The organism is Flavobacterium frigoris (assembly GCF_900111075.1).
GTDB lineage: Bacteria > Bacteroidota > Bacteroidia > Flavobacteriales > Flavobacteriaceae > Flavobacterium > Flavobacterium frigoris.
Map to the genome: position 1 here is coordinate 346,796 of NZ_FOFZ01000002.1, position 15,704 is coordinate 362,499.

General features: G+C 33.1%; 15 protein-coding genes. 7 read left to right on the plus strand and 8 right to left on the minus strand.

What is annotated here, in order from left to right; genetic code table 11:
* Window positions 1-40: 40 nt before the first annotated feature.
* From BMW63_RS04690 to BMW63_RS04710, 5 genes are all read right to left on the minus strand, one after another.
* Complete coding sequence (locus tag BMW63_RS04690) at window positions 41-745, minus strand: DUF3347 domain-containing protein (RefSeq protein WP_245744859.1); 705 nt, start codon at window positions 743-745, stop codon at window positions 41-43.
* A gap of 72 nt (window positions 746-817) precedes the next feature.
* Complete coding sequence (locus BMW63_RS04695) at window positions 818-1,180, minus strand: heavy-metal-associated domain-containing protein (RefSeq protein ID WP_074721716.1); 363 nt, start codon at window positions 1,178-1,180, stop codon at window positions 818-820.
* A 152-nt stretch (window positions 1,181-1,332) separates the two neighbouring features.
* Window positions 1,333-1,698: a hypothetical protein gene (locus BMW63_RS04700; protein WP_074721718.1), complete on the minus strand. Its 366-nt coding sequence runs from the start codon at window positions 1,696-1,698 to the stop codon at window positions 1,333-1,335.
* Window positions 1,699-1,794: 96 nt separating this feature from the next.
* Window positions 1,795-2,139 (minus strand): phage holin family protein, encoded by a 345-nt coding sequence (locus tag BMW63_RS04705; RefSeq protein WP_074721720.1) that lies wholly within the window; start codon window positions 2,137-2,139, stop codon window positions 1,795-1,797.
* 58 nt (window positions 2,140-2,197) lie between these two features.
* Window positions 2,198-2,956, minus strand: coding sequence for an alpha/beta fold hydrolase (locus BMW63_RS04710; RefSeq protein WP_074721722.1), 759 nt, complete (start codon window positions 2,954-2,956; stop codon window positions 2,198-2,200).
* A gap of 201 nt (window positions 2,957-3,157) precedes the next feature.
* On the opposite strand from BMW63_RS04710, the gene BMW63_RS04715 reads away from it, so the two are divergent.
* Complete coding sequence (locus BMW63_RS04715; RefSeq protein ID WP_074721724.1) at window positions 3,158-4,483, plus strand: hypothetical protein; 1,326 nt, start codon at window positions 3,158-3,160, stop codon at window positions 4,481-4,483.
* Between the two features lie 52 nt (window positions 4,484-4,535).
* On the opposite strand, the gene BMW63_RS04720 is transcribed toward BMW63_RS04715, so the two are convergent.
* The 3 genes from BMW63_RS04720 to BMW63_RS04730 all read right to left on the minus strand — a co-directional run bounded on the left by BMW63_RS04720 (window position 4,536) and on the right by BMW63_RS04730 (window position 8,643).
* Window positions 4,536-5,390 carry a DUF4249 domain-containing protein gene (locus BMW63_RS04720; protein ID WP_074721726.1) on the minus strand — a complete coding sequence of 285 codons (855 nt, stop codon included), beginning with the start codon at window positions 5,388-5,390 and terminating at the stop codon, window positions 4,536-4,538.
* Window positions 5,391-5,396: 6 nt separating this feature from the next.
* Window positions 5,397-7,688: a TonB-dependent receptor gene (locus BMW63_RS04725; RefSeq protein ID WP_074721728.1), complete on the minus strand. Its 2,292-nt coding sequence runs from the start codon at window positions 7,686-7,688 to the stop codon at window positions 5,397-5,399.
* A 241-nt stretch (window positions 7,689-7,929) separates the two neighbouring features.
* Complete coding sequence (locus BMW63_RS04730; protein WP_074721730.1) at window positions 7,930-8,643, minus strand: pyridoxine 5'-phosphate synthase; 714 nt, start codon at window positions 8,641-8,643, stop codon at window positions 7,930-7,932.
* A 116-nt stretch (window positions 8,644-8,759) separates the two neighbouring features.
* Here BMW63_RS04730 and BMW63_RS04735 point away from each other — a divergent pair, with 116 nt between their 5' ends.
* From BMW63_RS04735 to BMW63_RS04760, 6 genes are all read left to right on the plus strand, one after another.
* Window positions 8,760-9,416: a CBS domain-containing protein gene (locus tag BMW63_RS04735; RefSeq protein WP_074721732.1), complete on the plus strand. Its 657-nt coding sequence runs from the start codon at window positions 8,760-8,762 to the stop codon at window positions 9,414-9,416.
* A 72-nt stretch (window positions 9,417-9,488) separates the two neighbouring features.
* On the plus strand, window positions 9,489-10,373 hold the full coding sequence (locus tag BMW63_RS04740; protein ID WP_074721734.1) for an NAD kinase: 885 nt from the start codon (window positions 9,489-9,491) through the stop codon (window positions 10,371-10,373).
* Window positions 10,374-10,544: 171 nt separating this feature from the next.
* Complete coding sequence (porG, locus tag BMW63_RS04745; protein WP_074721736.1) at window positions 10,545-11,228, plus strand: type IX secretion system protein PorG; 684 nt, start codon at window positions 10,545-10,547, stop codon at window positions 11,226-11,228.
* A 4-nt stretch (window positions 11,229-11,232) separates the two neighbouring features.
* Window positions 11,233-11,973 (plus strand): isoprenyl transferase, encoded by a 741-nt coding sequence (locus tag BMW63_RS04750; protein WP_074722074.1) that lies wholly within the window; start codon window positions 11,233-11,235, stop codon window positions 11,971-11,973.
* Window positions 11,906-14,653 (plus strand): outer membrane protein assembly factor BamA, encoded by a 2,748-nt coding sequence (gene bamA, locus BMW63_RS04755; RefSeq protein ID WP_074721738.1) that lies wholly within the window; start codon window positions 11,906-11,908, stop codon window positions 14,651-14,653. The genes BMW63_RS04750 and bamA overlap by 68 nt, the downstream gene beginning before the upstream one ends.
* A gap of 37 nt (window positions 14,654-14,690) precedes the next feature.
* Window positions 14,691-15,698, plus strand: a complete 1,008-nt coding sequence (locus BMW63_RS04760) for an OmpH/Skp family outer membrane protein (RefSeq protein ID WP_074721740.1) — start codon at window positions 14,691-14,693, stop codon at window positions 15,696-15,698.
* The last annotated feature ends 6 nt before the right edge of the window (window positions 15,699-15,704 follow it).

Here is a 15,704-nt window from a genome sequence, read left to right on the forward strand (position 1 = left end):
TTAATGAAAATGTTTTTCATTTAAAGCTTGAAAGTGCTTGTTAAAATTCTTTTGTTATTCCTCCACAAGTCAACATTTCAGCTCCGTAATATGGATTTTTTATGTCTTTAATTTCACTTATCCAGTAACCATTTTTACCTTGATTGTACATTGGGCAATAGTCTTGATACAGTTTTTTATCTGTATTAAACATTTTAATAAAGTTATGCATGTCTGTACTTAATAAGGCAAACGCATTTCTTTGTGCAGCAATTTTACCTGCATTCTCTGTAATTGCTGCCGTATGTTGTTTTGCAGCATTAACAATAGTATTGTATTGAGTAATTAAATCAGCTTCAATTTTGTCAGATGTCGTTTTTTGTAAAGTTGTTTCTAAAGCTTTACTTGATGCAGTAGCTAATGCCCCGTCATCACTGGCCAAAGCATTTTTCAATTTTAAGTAATCATTTAAAATCATATCGATTGAAAATGCCGCTTTACTTTTTGTAACATCCATTTCTGTTACTTCTTCAACCACTTCACTATTAGTTACTGGTTCCGTTAATTCCATACCGCATTTAGAACATTCCTCACCTTGTTTTCCAGTAACTTCAGGATGCATTGGACAGGAATACAATTGCCCTTCAGCGTGACTTTCATTACTTTCCATAGTAGTTGTTTCGGCTCCATTTTCTATTTTAGCATCCTTACAAGACGCGAATGCAACCATTAAAACAAGGACACTTAATTTAGATATATTTTTCATTTTGATTTATTTTTATTATTTTACTTTTAATTTTGTTGTGCTACTACTGTCTTATTTTTTATCAACAGTGTTTTATTTTTCCTCTTTGGTAGCTTCTGCCCTGTCATACTGGCAACAGCCAGGAAGTGCATTGTAGGCAGCTTCTGTAGCATGGAATTTCTCGCTGTCATAACCTACCGCAGCAATACGTTTTAAAATTTCTTCCCTAGTCGTTTTTAAGGAATCATAAGTAAGTGTAGCCATTTTAGAGTCCTTATCCCAATCTACCGAGGTGATGTTCTTTTGCGTTCCTGCTTTTTCTATTTTTGATTCGCACATACCGCAGTTTCCATATATTTTTACGGTTTCAGTTTTAGTGTTTTTAATTTGCGCAGTAACTGCTGTGACTGATAACAATAGAGCTATTGCCATCAATCCTGTTTTAATTGAGTTCATATAATAAATAAATTAGAAGTGAATACGCTAGACCAATGGGTAAACAATAGCATTAAAGCTTTGATTCACAGATTTGGTAATAGCCGATAAATAAATGATTTAAAGCAATATTTGCTTCGAATTTGACACACTATTGGCTGTCATTAAAGAATTTAGCCTATTTTAGGAATAAGCCAAAGTGAAGAATATCCTGCAGAAGTGAAGGATATCGTTTGATAAAATTTTTGCTTTTCAGCTGAAAAATTAAAATTAGCACTCTGCATTTCAAATTGAAAAGCCGAGGGTATTGCTGTATTTACGGAAGGAGTGCTACATAAAGCCTTTCCACATTTTCCATTACAACCGTTATGCTTGTTGTTTTTAGATTGAGAATCCTCACTGCAACAATCTTTGGTTTTGTTCTTAGAAGACATTTCCATGGTACAAGAACCACTATCTGAATTTCCACACGCAAAAGTTGTATTTGGCATCATAACGAAGCCAAACAAAACGATTAGTAAAATGTGAAATTTTTTCATTTTCCTGTAATTAGGACAAAATTAGTAAAACTATATTAATTGCAATCAAAATTTAATGTTAATATAGTTTTACTAATCATTATTATATAAATCGCTTTATTTAGTATCACCAAAAATAGCGTACATAAGCGACTGAGAAACAGATAGAATAACACTAAACAACAATGCAGTAAAAAAAGTATCTACACTAAATCCTCCAACTATATTATCACACAAAATAATGATAAGTGCATTGATGACTAATAAGAATAAGCCCAAGGTTATAAATGTGATAGGTAGCGTTAGAATTACTAAAAGAGGTTTGATAAATACATTTAATAGTCCTAAAACAACCGCAACTATTAGAGATGTTGTAAAATTATCTACGTGTACCCCTGTCATTAAATGAGATATAATAAGAACCAAAGCCGATGTAATAAGAATTCTGATGATTAATTTCATTATTTCTATTTTAAATTTTCATTAAAAGTACTACTTTTTTTAAATTATTTAAATTTCCTTAAAAAAAAGAAATTGCTAACTCATGAAACAAGGCAGGATTTTCTGCATGAAGCCAATGCCCTGCATTTGGGATTGTTTCTACCGTTGCTTTTGGAAAATGCGCTCTTATATTTTCAACATCACTATCTGAAATATAATTGGAATTTCCGCCACGGATAAAAAGCGTTGGTTTCTCAAAAACGGAAGTTGCCGGCAACGCCAACCCTATCTCCTCCATTTTTTTATTAAAAACCGCGAGGTTAAAACGGAAAGCCAATTGTCCTGGCTCTTGCCAATACAAGCTTTTCATTAAAAATTGTCTGGTACCAAAGTCAGTAATATATTCTGAAAGCGTATGTTCTACTTCAGATCGGCTTGGTTTTTTAGCAAAATCGACTGCATTCAAACCTCCCAATATAGATTGATGGTGTTGCGGATAAAATTTAGGTCCTATATCGGCGATAATAAGTTTGTCTACCATTTCTGGATGCAAGGTTGCAAAAAGCATCGCCGTTTTCCCGCCCATGGAATGTCCTATCATATCGACATTTGTTATATTATGGCCTTTGCAATAGTCTAGAATATCTTGAGCCATCAATTCATAACTAAACTCCTCAGAATGTAAACTTCGTCCGTGATTGCGAAGGTCTAACATATGAACTTCGAATCCCTCGGTTGCAAATTGCACGCCAAGTGTTTTCCAATTGTCTGACATCCCCAGAAATCCATGAAGAATTAAAAGTGGTTTTCCTGAACCTTCTATTTTTGAATATAACATATTGGAATTTTAATAAAGTTGAGAGACAAAGATAAGAAATGAAATTGCATTAGACGATAATAGTACTTCAAGTAATTCATATAAATATCACTAAAAGTGGGTATTGTAAACCATTATTAATCACCTAATTTTGCAGGGTTATTTTGATTAAACAAAACTTGTTAAATAACATTAATAGCAACAATCTTTAAATAAAAAAAAATGATTAAAAAATTCCTTTTATTGGGTCTTATTGTCGCTCAACTTACCACTTCATGTAGTAGTGACAACTCTGAAGACACAGCGGTAACTTCAGAAAACCTAAGTGAGCAAATTGCAAATTTGATAAAACAGCCTTATTCTAAATTAACTCCAGCAGAACAAAAGGTAAAACTTGAAGCGGAAGCAAATGCAATGTTAGTTGAAATGGATAAATCTAAAACTTCTGGAGCTGTTGAAGCAATTCAAAATTTAGGGAATTTATTAGATGTTAATTCAGTTGATATTTTTAATGGTAAAAATGATAATGAAATAGCAGACATCCTTAACGTCTCTGGTGTTTATGGTATTTATACATGGAACAACACAGACAATACTTGGGTTAAAACAGCTTCAACTACTGAGTTAAAGTTTGTTTTCCCTGCAAAAGCAACGCAAACAGTAAACAATGCTACTTTATCATCCACAGCTGTTTCATCTGATATAAAAGTGAAACTTGAAGATTCTTACAACTGGCAAACAGGAACTACAGTAAATGATGAGTTTTACTTGCCAACATCTGTTGACGCTACTTTGACTATTGACAAAGTACAAGCTGCGACTTTTGTAACTAAAGCTAAATATTCAAATGGCAAAGAAACTCCAGATGATTCTAGTTTTAAAATGGTTTTAAATGACGGTTATACTTATGAAATTAGCGGTAAAAAGGGAGATCCGAACTCAGCTGAATCACTGTTCACATACAAAGACAAGAATCTGGTAAAATTCACTGCTGGTAGTACTGCACAAATTGATGCATTATTAGGAGACAATGTATTAGTTTCTTACAGAGGAAAAGCGAATGGACTTGTTGAGATTATGGACAATTTTGTTATTGTTGCTGACATTGACATTACTGGATTAGCAAATGACGAAGCTGCTTTAGAAAAAGTTTTAACAGAGCCTAATTATAATACTAGCACCTACTATACTAAAATCAACGAGTACAACAAAGCCTATTCTGAAGCAATAGCAAATTCTCAAAACAAAAATACCAAATTGATTTTAGTATCTAAAAAAGACGGAACAAAAATTGCTGATGTGATTCAGAAATCTGAAAAAGGATCTAGCTATACTAATTATTCTGTTTGGGTTAAAGACAATAGCATCAATGGTGGATATTGGAATTGGAATGGTAACACAACTGGAACCCTTGTTCAATATTACGACGAGGTACTTTTCCTAAAATTCAACGACAATACCGAAGTTGAAATGAGCGCTTATTTCTCAACTGGATTTGATGCTTTAGAAAAAAAATTCGAAGATTTTTTAAAGTCTTTTGAAAGATAGATAGCTTCAATAACTAACTGAAAGCCGAACTGAAAACTTATTCAGTTCGGCTTTATTTTTTTGCGGGAGTTCTTACTACAATTGTACTTTGACCATAGCCTGCCCAAAGTCCTAAGGCACCTGTTAAATTTGATTTTAAACTTGTATTTGAAGGGTAAATAGGATTTCTACCGTTTACTATTTCGTTTTGCCAACTATTCCAAAAATCAAAAGTATCTTTGTTTAAAGTTCTCAATTTGACATAAATCAAATCTCCATCAGTGAAATAAGGCTTGAATTTTGTTTTAGGAAAAATTAAAATCCCCCTATTAATTTGTATAGAAACTGAGCTCGAAGTAAAACTATTGTCATTAAGGTTTCCATAAAAAGCAGGCACAAAAATAGGCTCTTCTTTTTCGATTCTTGTTGTCACTTGATAGTAATTCTTCTCTAAAACAGGGTCGTCAAATGTTATAAACACATAACCCGTCGTATCTTGCGGATTCTCTTTAATATAAGTTGCGGTCTTCAAAATAACAGTTTTAGGAATTGTTGTCTTCGCTTCAATTTTTCGATCTAAATATTCGATTTTTAAAGAATACTCCTTTCCGGATTGGCCAATTAATTCACTTCCATAGTAAACAAATGGGGGAATTCGATCACTATTCCTTTTTAACCTTAGAACCTCTTCTTGTTCTCCGTCAGAAACGGTGATTTTAGCTGACCTAATTACATGGTTTAGAATAGTAGTTGAGTCAACTGGAGTCGCAATAGGGATACTTGTAGATAATATCACTTGTGCATAATCACCGGCTTCAATCCATCCTTCTACCACAATCTTAGACTCTGCAAGGGCACTTTTATCAAAATCATCTTGATTGCAACTTAAAAAAAGCACACAAAAAAACAATAAAATGAACTGTTTCATAATTATCTAAAATTTAAATCTCCAACTAATAGAAGGCAGAATGGAATATAATGTTTTTCTCTCGGGAGTTACCTCTATTTTTTGTTTGTCTTTATCAATGGCAACATTCAAAACGGTATATATTGGATTTTCTATATTGAAAGTATTGAAAATAGAAAAATTAAGAGCACTTTCCTTATCTCTTGTTTTGATAAAATAATAATTGACAGATAAGTCAGTGCGAACATAACTTGGCATTTGTGCATTGTTATATTTACCATATTCCTTTACTGGATTATTATTAAAAAAATACCATGATGTAGGGGTTGTAAAACGATTCCCAGAGCTAAAGATTTGTGTTAATCCAAAATTCCATTTTTGATTTAAATCATAAGTTCCTACTAACGCTAAATTATGTCTGCGGTCATATTTAGCAAAATAGCGCTCTCCATCATTTATTTCATCAAATTGACGGTTTGCCCAACTTAAAGTATAACTCAGCCAACCTTTAAATTTTCCGACATCTTTTTTTAGCATCCATTCTAAACCATAAGACTCCCCTTTTCCCACTAAAATATCATTTTTAAAACTCGTGATTTCATTAAATTGAGTTACCCCATATGGATATTCAATCAAATTATTCATTGTGCGATAAAAGGTGTTTAACGAAAAATCAAACGGCTTTTTTAATTTTTGATTATATCCAATAGAAAATTCATTAGAAAATTGTGCCGGAATACCATCCGAACTGGCTACCCAAAAATCAGTTGGAATCCCAACGCTGGATGTTGTAATCAGATTCAAATATTGATTCTGACGAGTATAAGAAGCAAAAAAAGATTTTTTTTCATGAGGAGTATAATTTAAAAGTACTCTTGGTTCAGCACGTAAATAAGACGTTCTCCCTTTATCTGACGAATAATAATTGATGCGTAACCCGAGTTCTGCAGAAAGCGTATTAGACAATCTTGGCTTTGAAGCTGTATATAAAGCTAGATTATTTGCTCTATTGATTGTTGATTGCTGGTTATTCGAATTAGCACTTAGATTACTTACCTCTATTTTTTGAGGTTGCAACTCATAAATACTGTATTGCAAACCGGTTTCAAATGGAATACCGTTTATAGAATACTTAACGGCATTAGAAAATCCAAAATCTTTAACATACGACGTTATGTCCATTTCTACCGTTGCCTGCTCCATGTGCAGGCTGTTTTCATATTTAGTAACGTAAACTGAATTAGTCATTACAGTTCCTTCGGATAATTGGTACTGCCAAGTAGGCGAAATAGCCGTATTACTCCATTTTAAATTTGCGTTAAGTGCTAGATTAGAATCCGTAATTCTAAGAACATCTCCACTTATAAAAGCATCCACGGTAAACAAGTGCTTCTTTGTAAGGGAAGCAATAAACGTCAAATTACTATCTCCAAAACTATATTTTAAATCCTTAACATCACTATTTTCATTCTTATTAGAAGAATCAAATAAAGGCGCAATAATTTCATCTATATATGTTTTTCTTCCCGAAATATACAATCCCATTTTTGCATTTATAGGTAATGCAAAGGTAGCTTGAGAAGCCAACAAACCTAAATTACCTTTTACCGAAAATTTATTCGGTATTTTTTTATTCGGCAATACGGTAACTGTAGCACTCAATCTTCCTCCGTTTCTTGCGTTTGAATTAGACTTATCAAATTGAACTTCTTGAATATGGTCAGCATTATAAAACGGAAAAACGCCCAATAAATGCGCCATTCCGTAGATAGGAGTAGCTGCATATAGCATTAAATTGTGACCTGGCTCACTACCTCTGACATATAAATAACCATTTGCATCACCCGAATTTTGCACTCCAGGGGTAAGTTGTAATAATTTAATAACATCTGGAACTCCCATTATAGAAGGTACTGAGGTTAGCTTTTCAGGAATAAATGAAAAACTGTTTCCTGACGAGACAGAAAGCATTTTTTTTGAGTTTGACAATACAACCACTTCTTTTAACGCACTGCTTTCTTTTTCTAAAGTAAAGTTAAGCGATGTATTGACATGAAAATTATTATTTAAATTTTGCGAAATAGAACCAACATAACGAATTTCGATAGCATAAAAATCAGTGGGTAATTTAATGACATATGCACCTGTGACATCTGTTGTAGTGACATACCTATTTGCATTAGAAACAAATATTAAATTAGCCCCAACAATAGCTTGCTGTTCTTTGTTTGTTACAAAACCATCTACGGTAATTGTAGACTGAGCTGTAATTGTAAAACCAAATAATAATAAAAAAGAAGAGAGTATAAATGCTTTCAATAGCTCATATTTAAGAAAGCGCTAAAGTAAGCATTTTCAGTATAAATTATTTTTTTTAAGCGAACTAGATAAAACTAAATAATAATATAAATCGCATTAAAACTACCTTTACTATTTTGATTTTTTGTGCGTGAGGGATAGCAGCGGAAATCCTTATCTAGTATGGAGCGATAGCGAAATACTAGAGAAGATTGCAGCGCATAGCCCGACCCGCTTTTTCGCGGGTCACGCCCTAATTATCTTATTTTAATTTTTGCAAATACATATTCACCACATTCTCTAAACCTAGATACAATGCCTCTGCAATTAAGGCATGACCTATAGAGACCTCCAGTAATCCGGGAATGTTTTGTTTAAAAAACTGAATGTTCTCCAAGCTCAAATCATGTCCTGCATTGATTCCTAATCCCAATTCATTTGCCAAAACAGCCGCTTTTACGTAGGGGTCAATTCCGCTTTTGTTCCCCAGACCATATTGATGTGCAAAGGCTTCGGTATATAATTCGATGCGGTCTGTTCCTGTTTGTTTAGCACCCTCAATCATATCTAATCGTGGATCTACAAAAATAGAGGTACGAATGCCATTGCGCTGAAATTCTTGAATCATTTCCGTTAAATACGCTTGGTTTTTTACTGTATCCCAACCTGCCGAAGAGGTTATAGCCCCAATCGCATCAGGGACCAAAGTTACTTGCTCGGGTTTGCACTCTAAAACCAAATCAATAAAATTATGTTGTGGATTTCCTTCTATATTGAACTCGGTATAAACGACTGCTTTTAAATCACGAGCATCCTGATAGCGAATGTGACGCTCATCTGGACGTGGATGTATGGTGATTCCCTGGGCACCAAATTTTTGAATGTCAGTAGCCACTTTTAATAAGTCAGGTACATTTCCTCCACGCGCATTACGTAAAGTAGCTATTTTGTTGATATTTACACTTAACTTTGTCATTGGAATACTTTTTGATTATGAAATAACTGTATAATGGATACAAAAATACAAAGTAAAAGGTAGGAGATTTTGCCTTTTTTTGATTATTTTGCATAAAAATTGAGGATTTAATTAAGATGGAAATTACAAACTACATAACCACTGACTTTAAAGCGATTGACAGCCAAGACACTATCTCGTCTGTTAAAGACTTTTTTGATGATTTGACTTTTTCACATTTTCCTGTTGTTGAAGAAGGCGTTTACATTGGTAGTATATCATCTGAAGACATTGAAACTTTTGATAATGACAAAAAAGTAATTGATTACAGATATACGCTTGCCAGTTTTTTCACCAGAACAGATTCAATTTGGCTCGAAGTATTAGAAGTCTTTGCAAAAAACCACACGAATCTCATTCCTGTTTTGGATGAAAACAATAGCTATATTGGCTATTATGAAATAGACGACATTATGAGCTTTTTTCACCAAACTCCTTTTTTGAAAGAACAAGGAAGAATTATAAAGGTAAAAAAAGGAGTGCTAGATTATTCTATGAGTCAGATTACGCAAATCGTAGAGAGCAATGACGGAAAACTTTTAGGCCTATTTATTTCAGAATCTGATGTCGATAGTGTTGAAGTGACAATGAAAATAAGCCTGGGTGCCATTAATGAAATAATCCAGTCTTTTAGAAGGTACAATTATGAAATAATATCAGAACACCAAGAAGACAATTACATTAATAATTTAAAAGAACGCTCAGAATACTTAGACAAATACCTTAACATGTAATGGTTTAATAAGTTACAAATCTAAGCTCCCCATCAACTCAAAGATTTTACAAACAAACGATTCAGCAAAATAATGAAAGTAGCCATATACGGTCAATATTATCAAAATAGTACAGAACCCATTATAAAAGACATCTTCATTTTTTTTAATAAAAATAATGTAGAATTAGTCATTGAAGCTTCTTTTTTAGAACTGCTTTATGAAAAGGAAATTGTAAAAAAAGAATACAATACTTTCTCTTCACATACCGAATTAGACCAAAGTTTTGACATGTTAATCAGCATAGGTGGCGACGGAACTATATTAAGAGCAGCAACGTTGATAAGAGATTCCGGAGTTCCTATTTTAGGAATCAATGCTGGAAGACTTGGTTTTCTGGCTACTGTTCAAAAAGAAAACATCGCTGAGTTTCTACAAATTGTAATTGACAAAAAATATACCTTGAGTAAAAGAACACTGTTGAGTTTGTCCTGCACTCCTACAAACGAGGCACTACAAGACATAAATTTTGCTATGAATGAAATTTCAGTGAGCCGAAAGGACACCACTTCAATGATAACAATTGATACCTACCTGAATGGTGAATTTTTAAACTCCTACTGGGCCGATGGCTTAATCGTATCCACACCTACAGGATCAACAGGATATTCCTTAAGTTGTGGAGGCCCCATATTAACTCCAGACGTAAAAAGTCTGGTAATAACGCCGATTGCTCCTCATAACCTGAATGCAAGACCGCTAGTTATCCCCGATGAAACAGAAATCAGATTAAAAGTTTCAGGAAGAGAAGAGCATTATCTGGTTTCATTAGATTCTAGAATTACTTCTGTAAAAAATGAATCCATACTGACCATTAGTAAAACTCCCTTTCAAATCAACATGGTCGAAATCCCTGAAGAAACGTTTCTAAAAACACTACGCACCAAATTATTGTGGGGTGAAGACAAAAGGAATTAATTTTATTTATTTCTAAATTATACTATTATCGCCCCTTTTTTCGTTTCGCCTTTAACAAATCCTTATCCAATATCGATTATAGTGCTAATTATTTAAATAATGGGCACATTTAAGGTAATCGGTATTGATTCGAAACGATAATTATTATATTTGCACGCAATTTTAATCAAAATGAACAAAATTTTTAACTTATTTATATGCTTATTCCTAAGTATGACGATGTATTCACAAATACATGAAGTTGGAGTTTTTCTAGGTGGAAGTAACTACGTAGGCGACATTGGCCCTACTACCTATATTTCCCCAAACGAACCCGCTTTTGGAATACTTTATAAATGGAACAAAAGCCCAAGACATGCTTACCGTTTTTCTTATACCCAATCAAAAATCACTTCAAATGATCTTGATTCAAAAGAACGCAGTAGAAGTCAAAGAGGCTATAATTTTGAAAATAGTATAAAAGAAGTATCTTTAGGCCTTGAATTCAATTTTTTTGATTTTAATCTTCATCAATTAGAGCGCAAAATCACTCCTTATATCTATTCTGGAATCAGCTATTTTAGATATGATGAGTTATATATAGTCTCTGGAGAAACGAAAAAAGATAAAAGTGCAAATTCATTTGCGATACCCATGATTTTAGGACTAAAATCAAATATCACGCCTAGTTTAATACTAGGATTAGAAATGGGCGCTCGTTATACTCTTACTGACAATCTAGACGGAAGCAATCCGAAGAATGAAAGTTTGAAACCATTACAATTTGGAAATATAAATAATAATGACTGGTATGTTTTTTCAGGGTTAACGTTAACCTATACCTTTGGAGAAAAACCATGCTATTGTGCTTACTAAGAAAATGGATTTATTAGAAAATATAGATAAGAATAATTTACCCCAACATTTAGCCATTATTATGGATGGAAATGGACGATGGGCAAAACAACAGGGACTACTAAGAGCCTTCGGACATGAGAGCGGAACAAAATCCGTAAAAACAATTATAAAAACTTGCGCCAAACTAGGCATAGAGAATCTAACTCTTTACGCCTTTTCCACAGAAAACTGGAACCGACCGAAACTGGAAGTTGATACTTTAATGAAGATTCTAATAAAATCATTAAAAAAAGAACTCCCAACACTACAGGAGAACAACATCAAATTGAACACTATAGGTAACATAGAAAAATTACCACAATCAGCTCAAAAGGAGCTTCTTGATGTAATAGATAAAACTAAGGATAATACTCACATGACCTTAACATTAGCATTGAGTTATGGTTCGAGAGAAGAAATCGTAAATGCCGTAAAAAACATCAGTAATAAAGTTAAAAATAATATAATTTCAGTAGACTCTATTGACGATTCAATTATAAATGAGCATCTTTACACGCAAAATTTACCCGATGTAGATTTATTAATAAGAACAAGTGGAGAACATAGAATAAGTAATTTTCTGCTATGGCAAATCGCCTATGCAGAATTATATTTTACTGATGTATTGTGGCCAGACTTTAAAGAACAAAATTTATATGAGGCTATCATTAGTTATCAAAAAAGAGAACGTAGATTTGGAAAAACAAGTGAACAAATTAAATAATTTTTTAGTGTTGAATAAAAGTATAAAAGCAGTCCTTACCCTATTAATATTGGGAAGTTTTTCACAAATTAAAGCTCAAGAAAGAGTTCCTTTCGATCAAGGTAAAAAATACATATTAGCCGATGTTATCCTTACTAACAAAATCAGTTTCAACGATCAAACAGTTGTCACTTTTGCTGGTCTTGAAAAAGGACAGGAAATTACTGTCCCCGGAGAAGAGATTAGCAGCGCTATTAAAAAACTAGGAAAACTGGGGCTTTTTGACGAAATTTCATTTTACATCAACAGAATCGAAAATGACAGCATTTATCTTGATTTAGAAATCAAAGAATTGCCTAAGTTAAATAACGTGAAATTTGTTGGGATTAAGAAAAATAAAACGGAAGCTCTAATAAAAGATAACGGCCTGACAAAAAGTAAAGTAGTCAACGAAAACTTAATCACTACGACAAAAAACTACATAGAGAATAAATACAAGAAAGATGGATATTACAACACTAAGGTAAACATAAATGTTGTACCAGATACATCAACAGTTAACCAGGTAAATATGGTTGTAAACGTTGATAAAGGTGATAAAATAAAAATCGCAGAAATTGATTTTATTGGTAACGAAAAGTTATCAGACAAAACATTACGCAAAGCGATGAAAGACACCAAACAAAAAAGCTTCTTTCGTGTATTAAAAGCATCTAAATTTATAAAAGCAAAATACAAAACCGATTTAGAAAAAGTAATTGCTTCTTATAAAGAAAAAGGATATAGAGATGCTAGAATAATTTCCGATTCTATTACTTATCTTAAAGACAAAAACGCACTTTCTATAAAAATTAATGTAGAAGAAGGAAATAAATATTATTTTGGAAACATCAAGTTTTTAGGAAACACAGTTTATTCAGATCAATTACTAAGCAGAATAATAGGTGTTAAAAAAGGAGAGACTTATAATGGAGTTCTACTACAAAAAAGAATTGCTGACGCATCAAAACCTGACGGGGAAGACATTGACAATTTATATAAGAATAATGGCTATCTATTTTCAAACATAAATGCAGTTGAAGTAAAAACAGTTAACGATACGATTGATTTCGAAATAAGAATTAACGAAGGTCCATTAGCCTACTTCAATAAAATTACGGTCACTGGAAATGACAAAACAAACGACCGTGTAATTTATAGAGAATTGCGAACTAAGCCAGGAGAAATATACAGTAAGGAATTGCTAGTTAGAACAATTCGTGAAATTGGACAATTAGGCTTCTTTGACCCTGAAGCGATTAATCCTGCTTTTAAAAATGTTGACGCAGCTGCCGGTACAGTTGATATCGAATACCAACTTGTTGAAAAAGGATCCAGCCAAATAGAACTTCAAGGAGGTTATGGTGGCGGTGGATTTATTGGGACATTAGGACTGTCGTTCAACAACTTTTCAGCAAGAAACCTGCTAAATAAAAAGGCATATAAACCTTTACCTATGGGTGATGGGCAAAAGGTATCTTTAAGACTACAGGCAAGTACCTATTTTCAAACCTATAGCGTTTCGTTTTCTGAACCATGGTTTGGACAAAAAAAACCAGTTTCATTTAGCTCTTCAATCTCATACAGTAAACAATTTTTAAATAATTTCGCTACACAAAGAGTAGACAAAACAAAAAGTTTTAATATCCTAACACTATCGGTTGGATTAGCTAAAAGATTAACTGTGCCAGATGATTTCTTTGTTTTATCACAATCAGTAAGTTACCAACATTATGATTTGAACAACTATAACACGGGACTATTTACTTTTGGGAATGGTGCTTCAAGAAACTTCGCTTATACAGTAGGTCTATCTAGAAGCAATAAAGGCGTAAATCCTATATTTCCCACTTATGGCTCAGAGTTTAGTATCTCAGCAAAACTAACACCACCATACTCGCTGTTAAACGGAATCGATTATGCGACACTAGGAGATAAGGAAGAGTATAAATTAAAAAACACAGTAGATAGATCAAACACGGTAGATGAAAACGGTAACACAGTTGCAATTGGCGATTATATCGATGCTGCTGGAAACAAAGTTTTTAACTATCAAGATGCTGCTGCGGATCCTGCAAAAGTGGACCAAAAGAAATTTAATTGGTTAGAATATTACAAAATAAAATTTAAAGCAGATTGGTACACAAAAATTTATGGTAAATTAGTATTAAGAACTTTAGGTGAATTTGGATTCCTAGGAACATACAATCAAGATCGAGGAGCAGTACCATTTGAAAGATTCTATTTAGGCGGTAGTGGAATGGCTAATTACTCGATGGATGGTAGAGAAACAATAGGATTAAGAGGGTATAAGGACAATACCTTGACGCCAATAATCGAAGATAGAAACGACCCTAGATTTGGACAACAAATTGGAGCTACTGTTTACAATAAGTTTTCAATGGAGTTGCGTTATCCTATCACCTTAAAATCATCTGCATCTATATATGTTTTAGGATTTCTAGAAGCAGGTTCGGCATACAAGGACTTTAAAAGCTACAATCCATTTGACTTACAACGATCTGCCGGAGTTGGATTACGTGTATTTATGCCAGCATTTGGACTACTAGGTATCGATTTCGGACATGGGTTCGATGCTGCTCCAGGGGAGACTACAGCACATGGATGGGAAACCCATTTTATTATTGGACAACAATTTTAAACAAAATTGAATCACGATTTTCTAATACTATAAAGTTATGAGAAAACATTTTTTAATACTATTTTTAGCCTTGATTGTATTAAATACAATTAATGCTCAAACGAGAGGTACTAAAGTAGGTTACATTGACATGGAGTATATTCTACAGAATGTACCCAATTATGCCGAAGCAACTATCCAATTAGAGCAAAAAGCACAAAAATGGAAACAAGAAATTGAGGCCAAAAAAATCGAAATCAACAAAACAAAAGATGCTCTCACCGCTGAGAAACCTTTACTAACAAAAGGATTAATCGAAGAGAGAGAATTAGAAATTAAGTTCCTTGAAAATGAGATGCTGGATTTTCAGCAAAAAAGATTTGGTGCTAATGGTGATTTGATAATCCAAAAATCTGTTTTGGTTAAACCAATTCAGGACCAAGTATTCACAGCGGTCCAAGACATAGCAGAAGCAAAAAAATACGACTTTATTTTCGACAAATCTTCTGATTTGACTATGCTATTTGCCGCAAAAAGGTTTGACATAAGCGATCAAGTATTACGTGTACTGAACAGATCTGAAAAAAGAGAACAGTTAACAAAAAAGCAATTGGAAGCTCAGCAGGCCAAAGAAAGTAAAGAAGATGCTATTGAAGACAATCCTTTTTTATCGGAAAGACAAAAAATATTGGACGAGAAAAAAGCCGCAAGAGATTCAATTTTAGCAAATCGTAAGTTAGAACAGGAAAAAAAGAAAGCAGACTTTGAGGAAAGAAGACAAAAAATACTTTCAGATAGAGAAGCTAAAAAAAACGGCACGGTTTCTGATTTATCTAAAAAAGAAGACACAAAAGAAACTAATATTAACACTAATAAAGAAGCCGCAAAATCAGTAACCGATGATGCAAAACAAAAACAACTTGACGCTAAAGCCAAAACACTAGAAGATCGCAAAAAAACAATTGAAGATCGAAAGAAAGCTTTAGAAGAAAAAAGAATAAAAATACTCCAAGAAAGAGACTCAATTAAGAAGGCCAGAGAAGAACAATTAAAACTAAAACAATAAATTAAT

What these genes read in the sequence shown, in the direction of transcription:
- BMW63_RS04690 (WP_245744859.1), bottom strand. Translation starts at nt 745, where the DNA reads ATGAAAAATATATCTAAATTAAGTGTCCTTGTTTTAATGGTTGCATTC.
- BMW63_RS04695 (WP_074721716.1), bottom strand. Translation starts at nt 1,180, where the DNA reads ATGAACTCAATTAAAACAGGATTGATGGCAATAGCTCTATTGTTATCA.
- BMW63_RS04700 (WP_074721718.1), bottom strand. Translation starts at nt 1,698, where the DNA reads ATGAAAAAATTTCACATTTTACTAATCGTTTTGTTTGGCTTCGTTATG.
- BMW63_RS04705 (WP_074721720.1), bottom strand. Translation starts at nt 2,139, where the DNA reads ATGAAATTAATCATCAGAATTCTTATTACATCGGCTTTGGTTCTTATT.
- BMW63_RS04710 (WP_074721722.1), bottom strand. Translation starts at nt 2,956, where the DNA reads ATGTTATATTCAAAAATAGAAGGTTCAGGAAAACCACTTTTAATTCTT.
- BMW63_RS04715 (WP_074721724.1), top strand. Translation starts at nt 3,158, where the DNA reads ATGATTAAAAAATTCCTTTTATTGGGTCTTATTGTCGCTCAACTTACC.
- BMW63_RS04720 (WP_074721726.1), bottom strand. Translation starts at nt 5,390, where the DNA reads ATGAAACAGTTCATTTTATTGTTTTTTTGTGTGCTTTTTTTAAGTTGC.
- BMW63_RS04730 (WP_074721730.1), bottom strand. Translation starts at nt 8,643, where the DNA reads ATGACAAAGTTAAGTGTAAATATCAACAAAATAGCTACTTTACGTAAT.
- BMW63_RS04735 (WP_074721732.1), top strand. Translation starts at nt 8,760, where the DNA reads ATGGAAATTACAAACTACATAACCACTGACTTTAAAGCGATTGACAGC.
- BMW63_RS04740 (WP_074721734.1), top strand. Translation starts at nt 9,489, where the DNA reads ATGAAAGTAGCCATATACGGTCAATATTATCAAAATAGTACAGAACCC.
- porG (WP_074721736.1), top strand. Translation starts at nt 10,545, where the DNA reads ATGAACAAAATTTTTAACTTATTTATATGCTTATTCCTAAGTATGACG.
- BMW63_RS04750 (WP_074722074.1), top strand. Translation starts at nt 11,233, where the DNA reads ATGGATTTATTAGAAAATATAGATAAGAATAATTTACCCCAACATTTA.
- bamA (WP_074721738.1), top strand. Translation starts at nt 11,906, where the DNA reads ATGAGGCTATCATTAGTTATCAAAAAAGAGAACGTAGATTTGGAAAAA.
- BMW63_RS04760 (WP_074721740.1), top strand. Translation starts at nt 14,691, where the DNA reads ATGAGAAAACATTTTTTAATACTATTTTTAGCCTTGATTGTATTAAAT.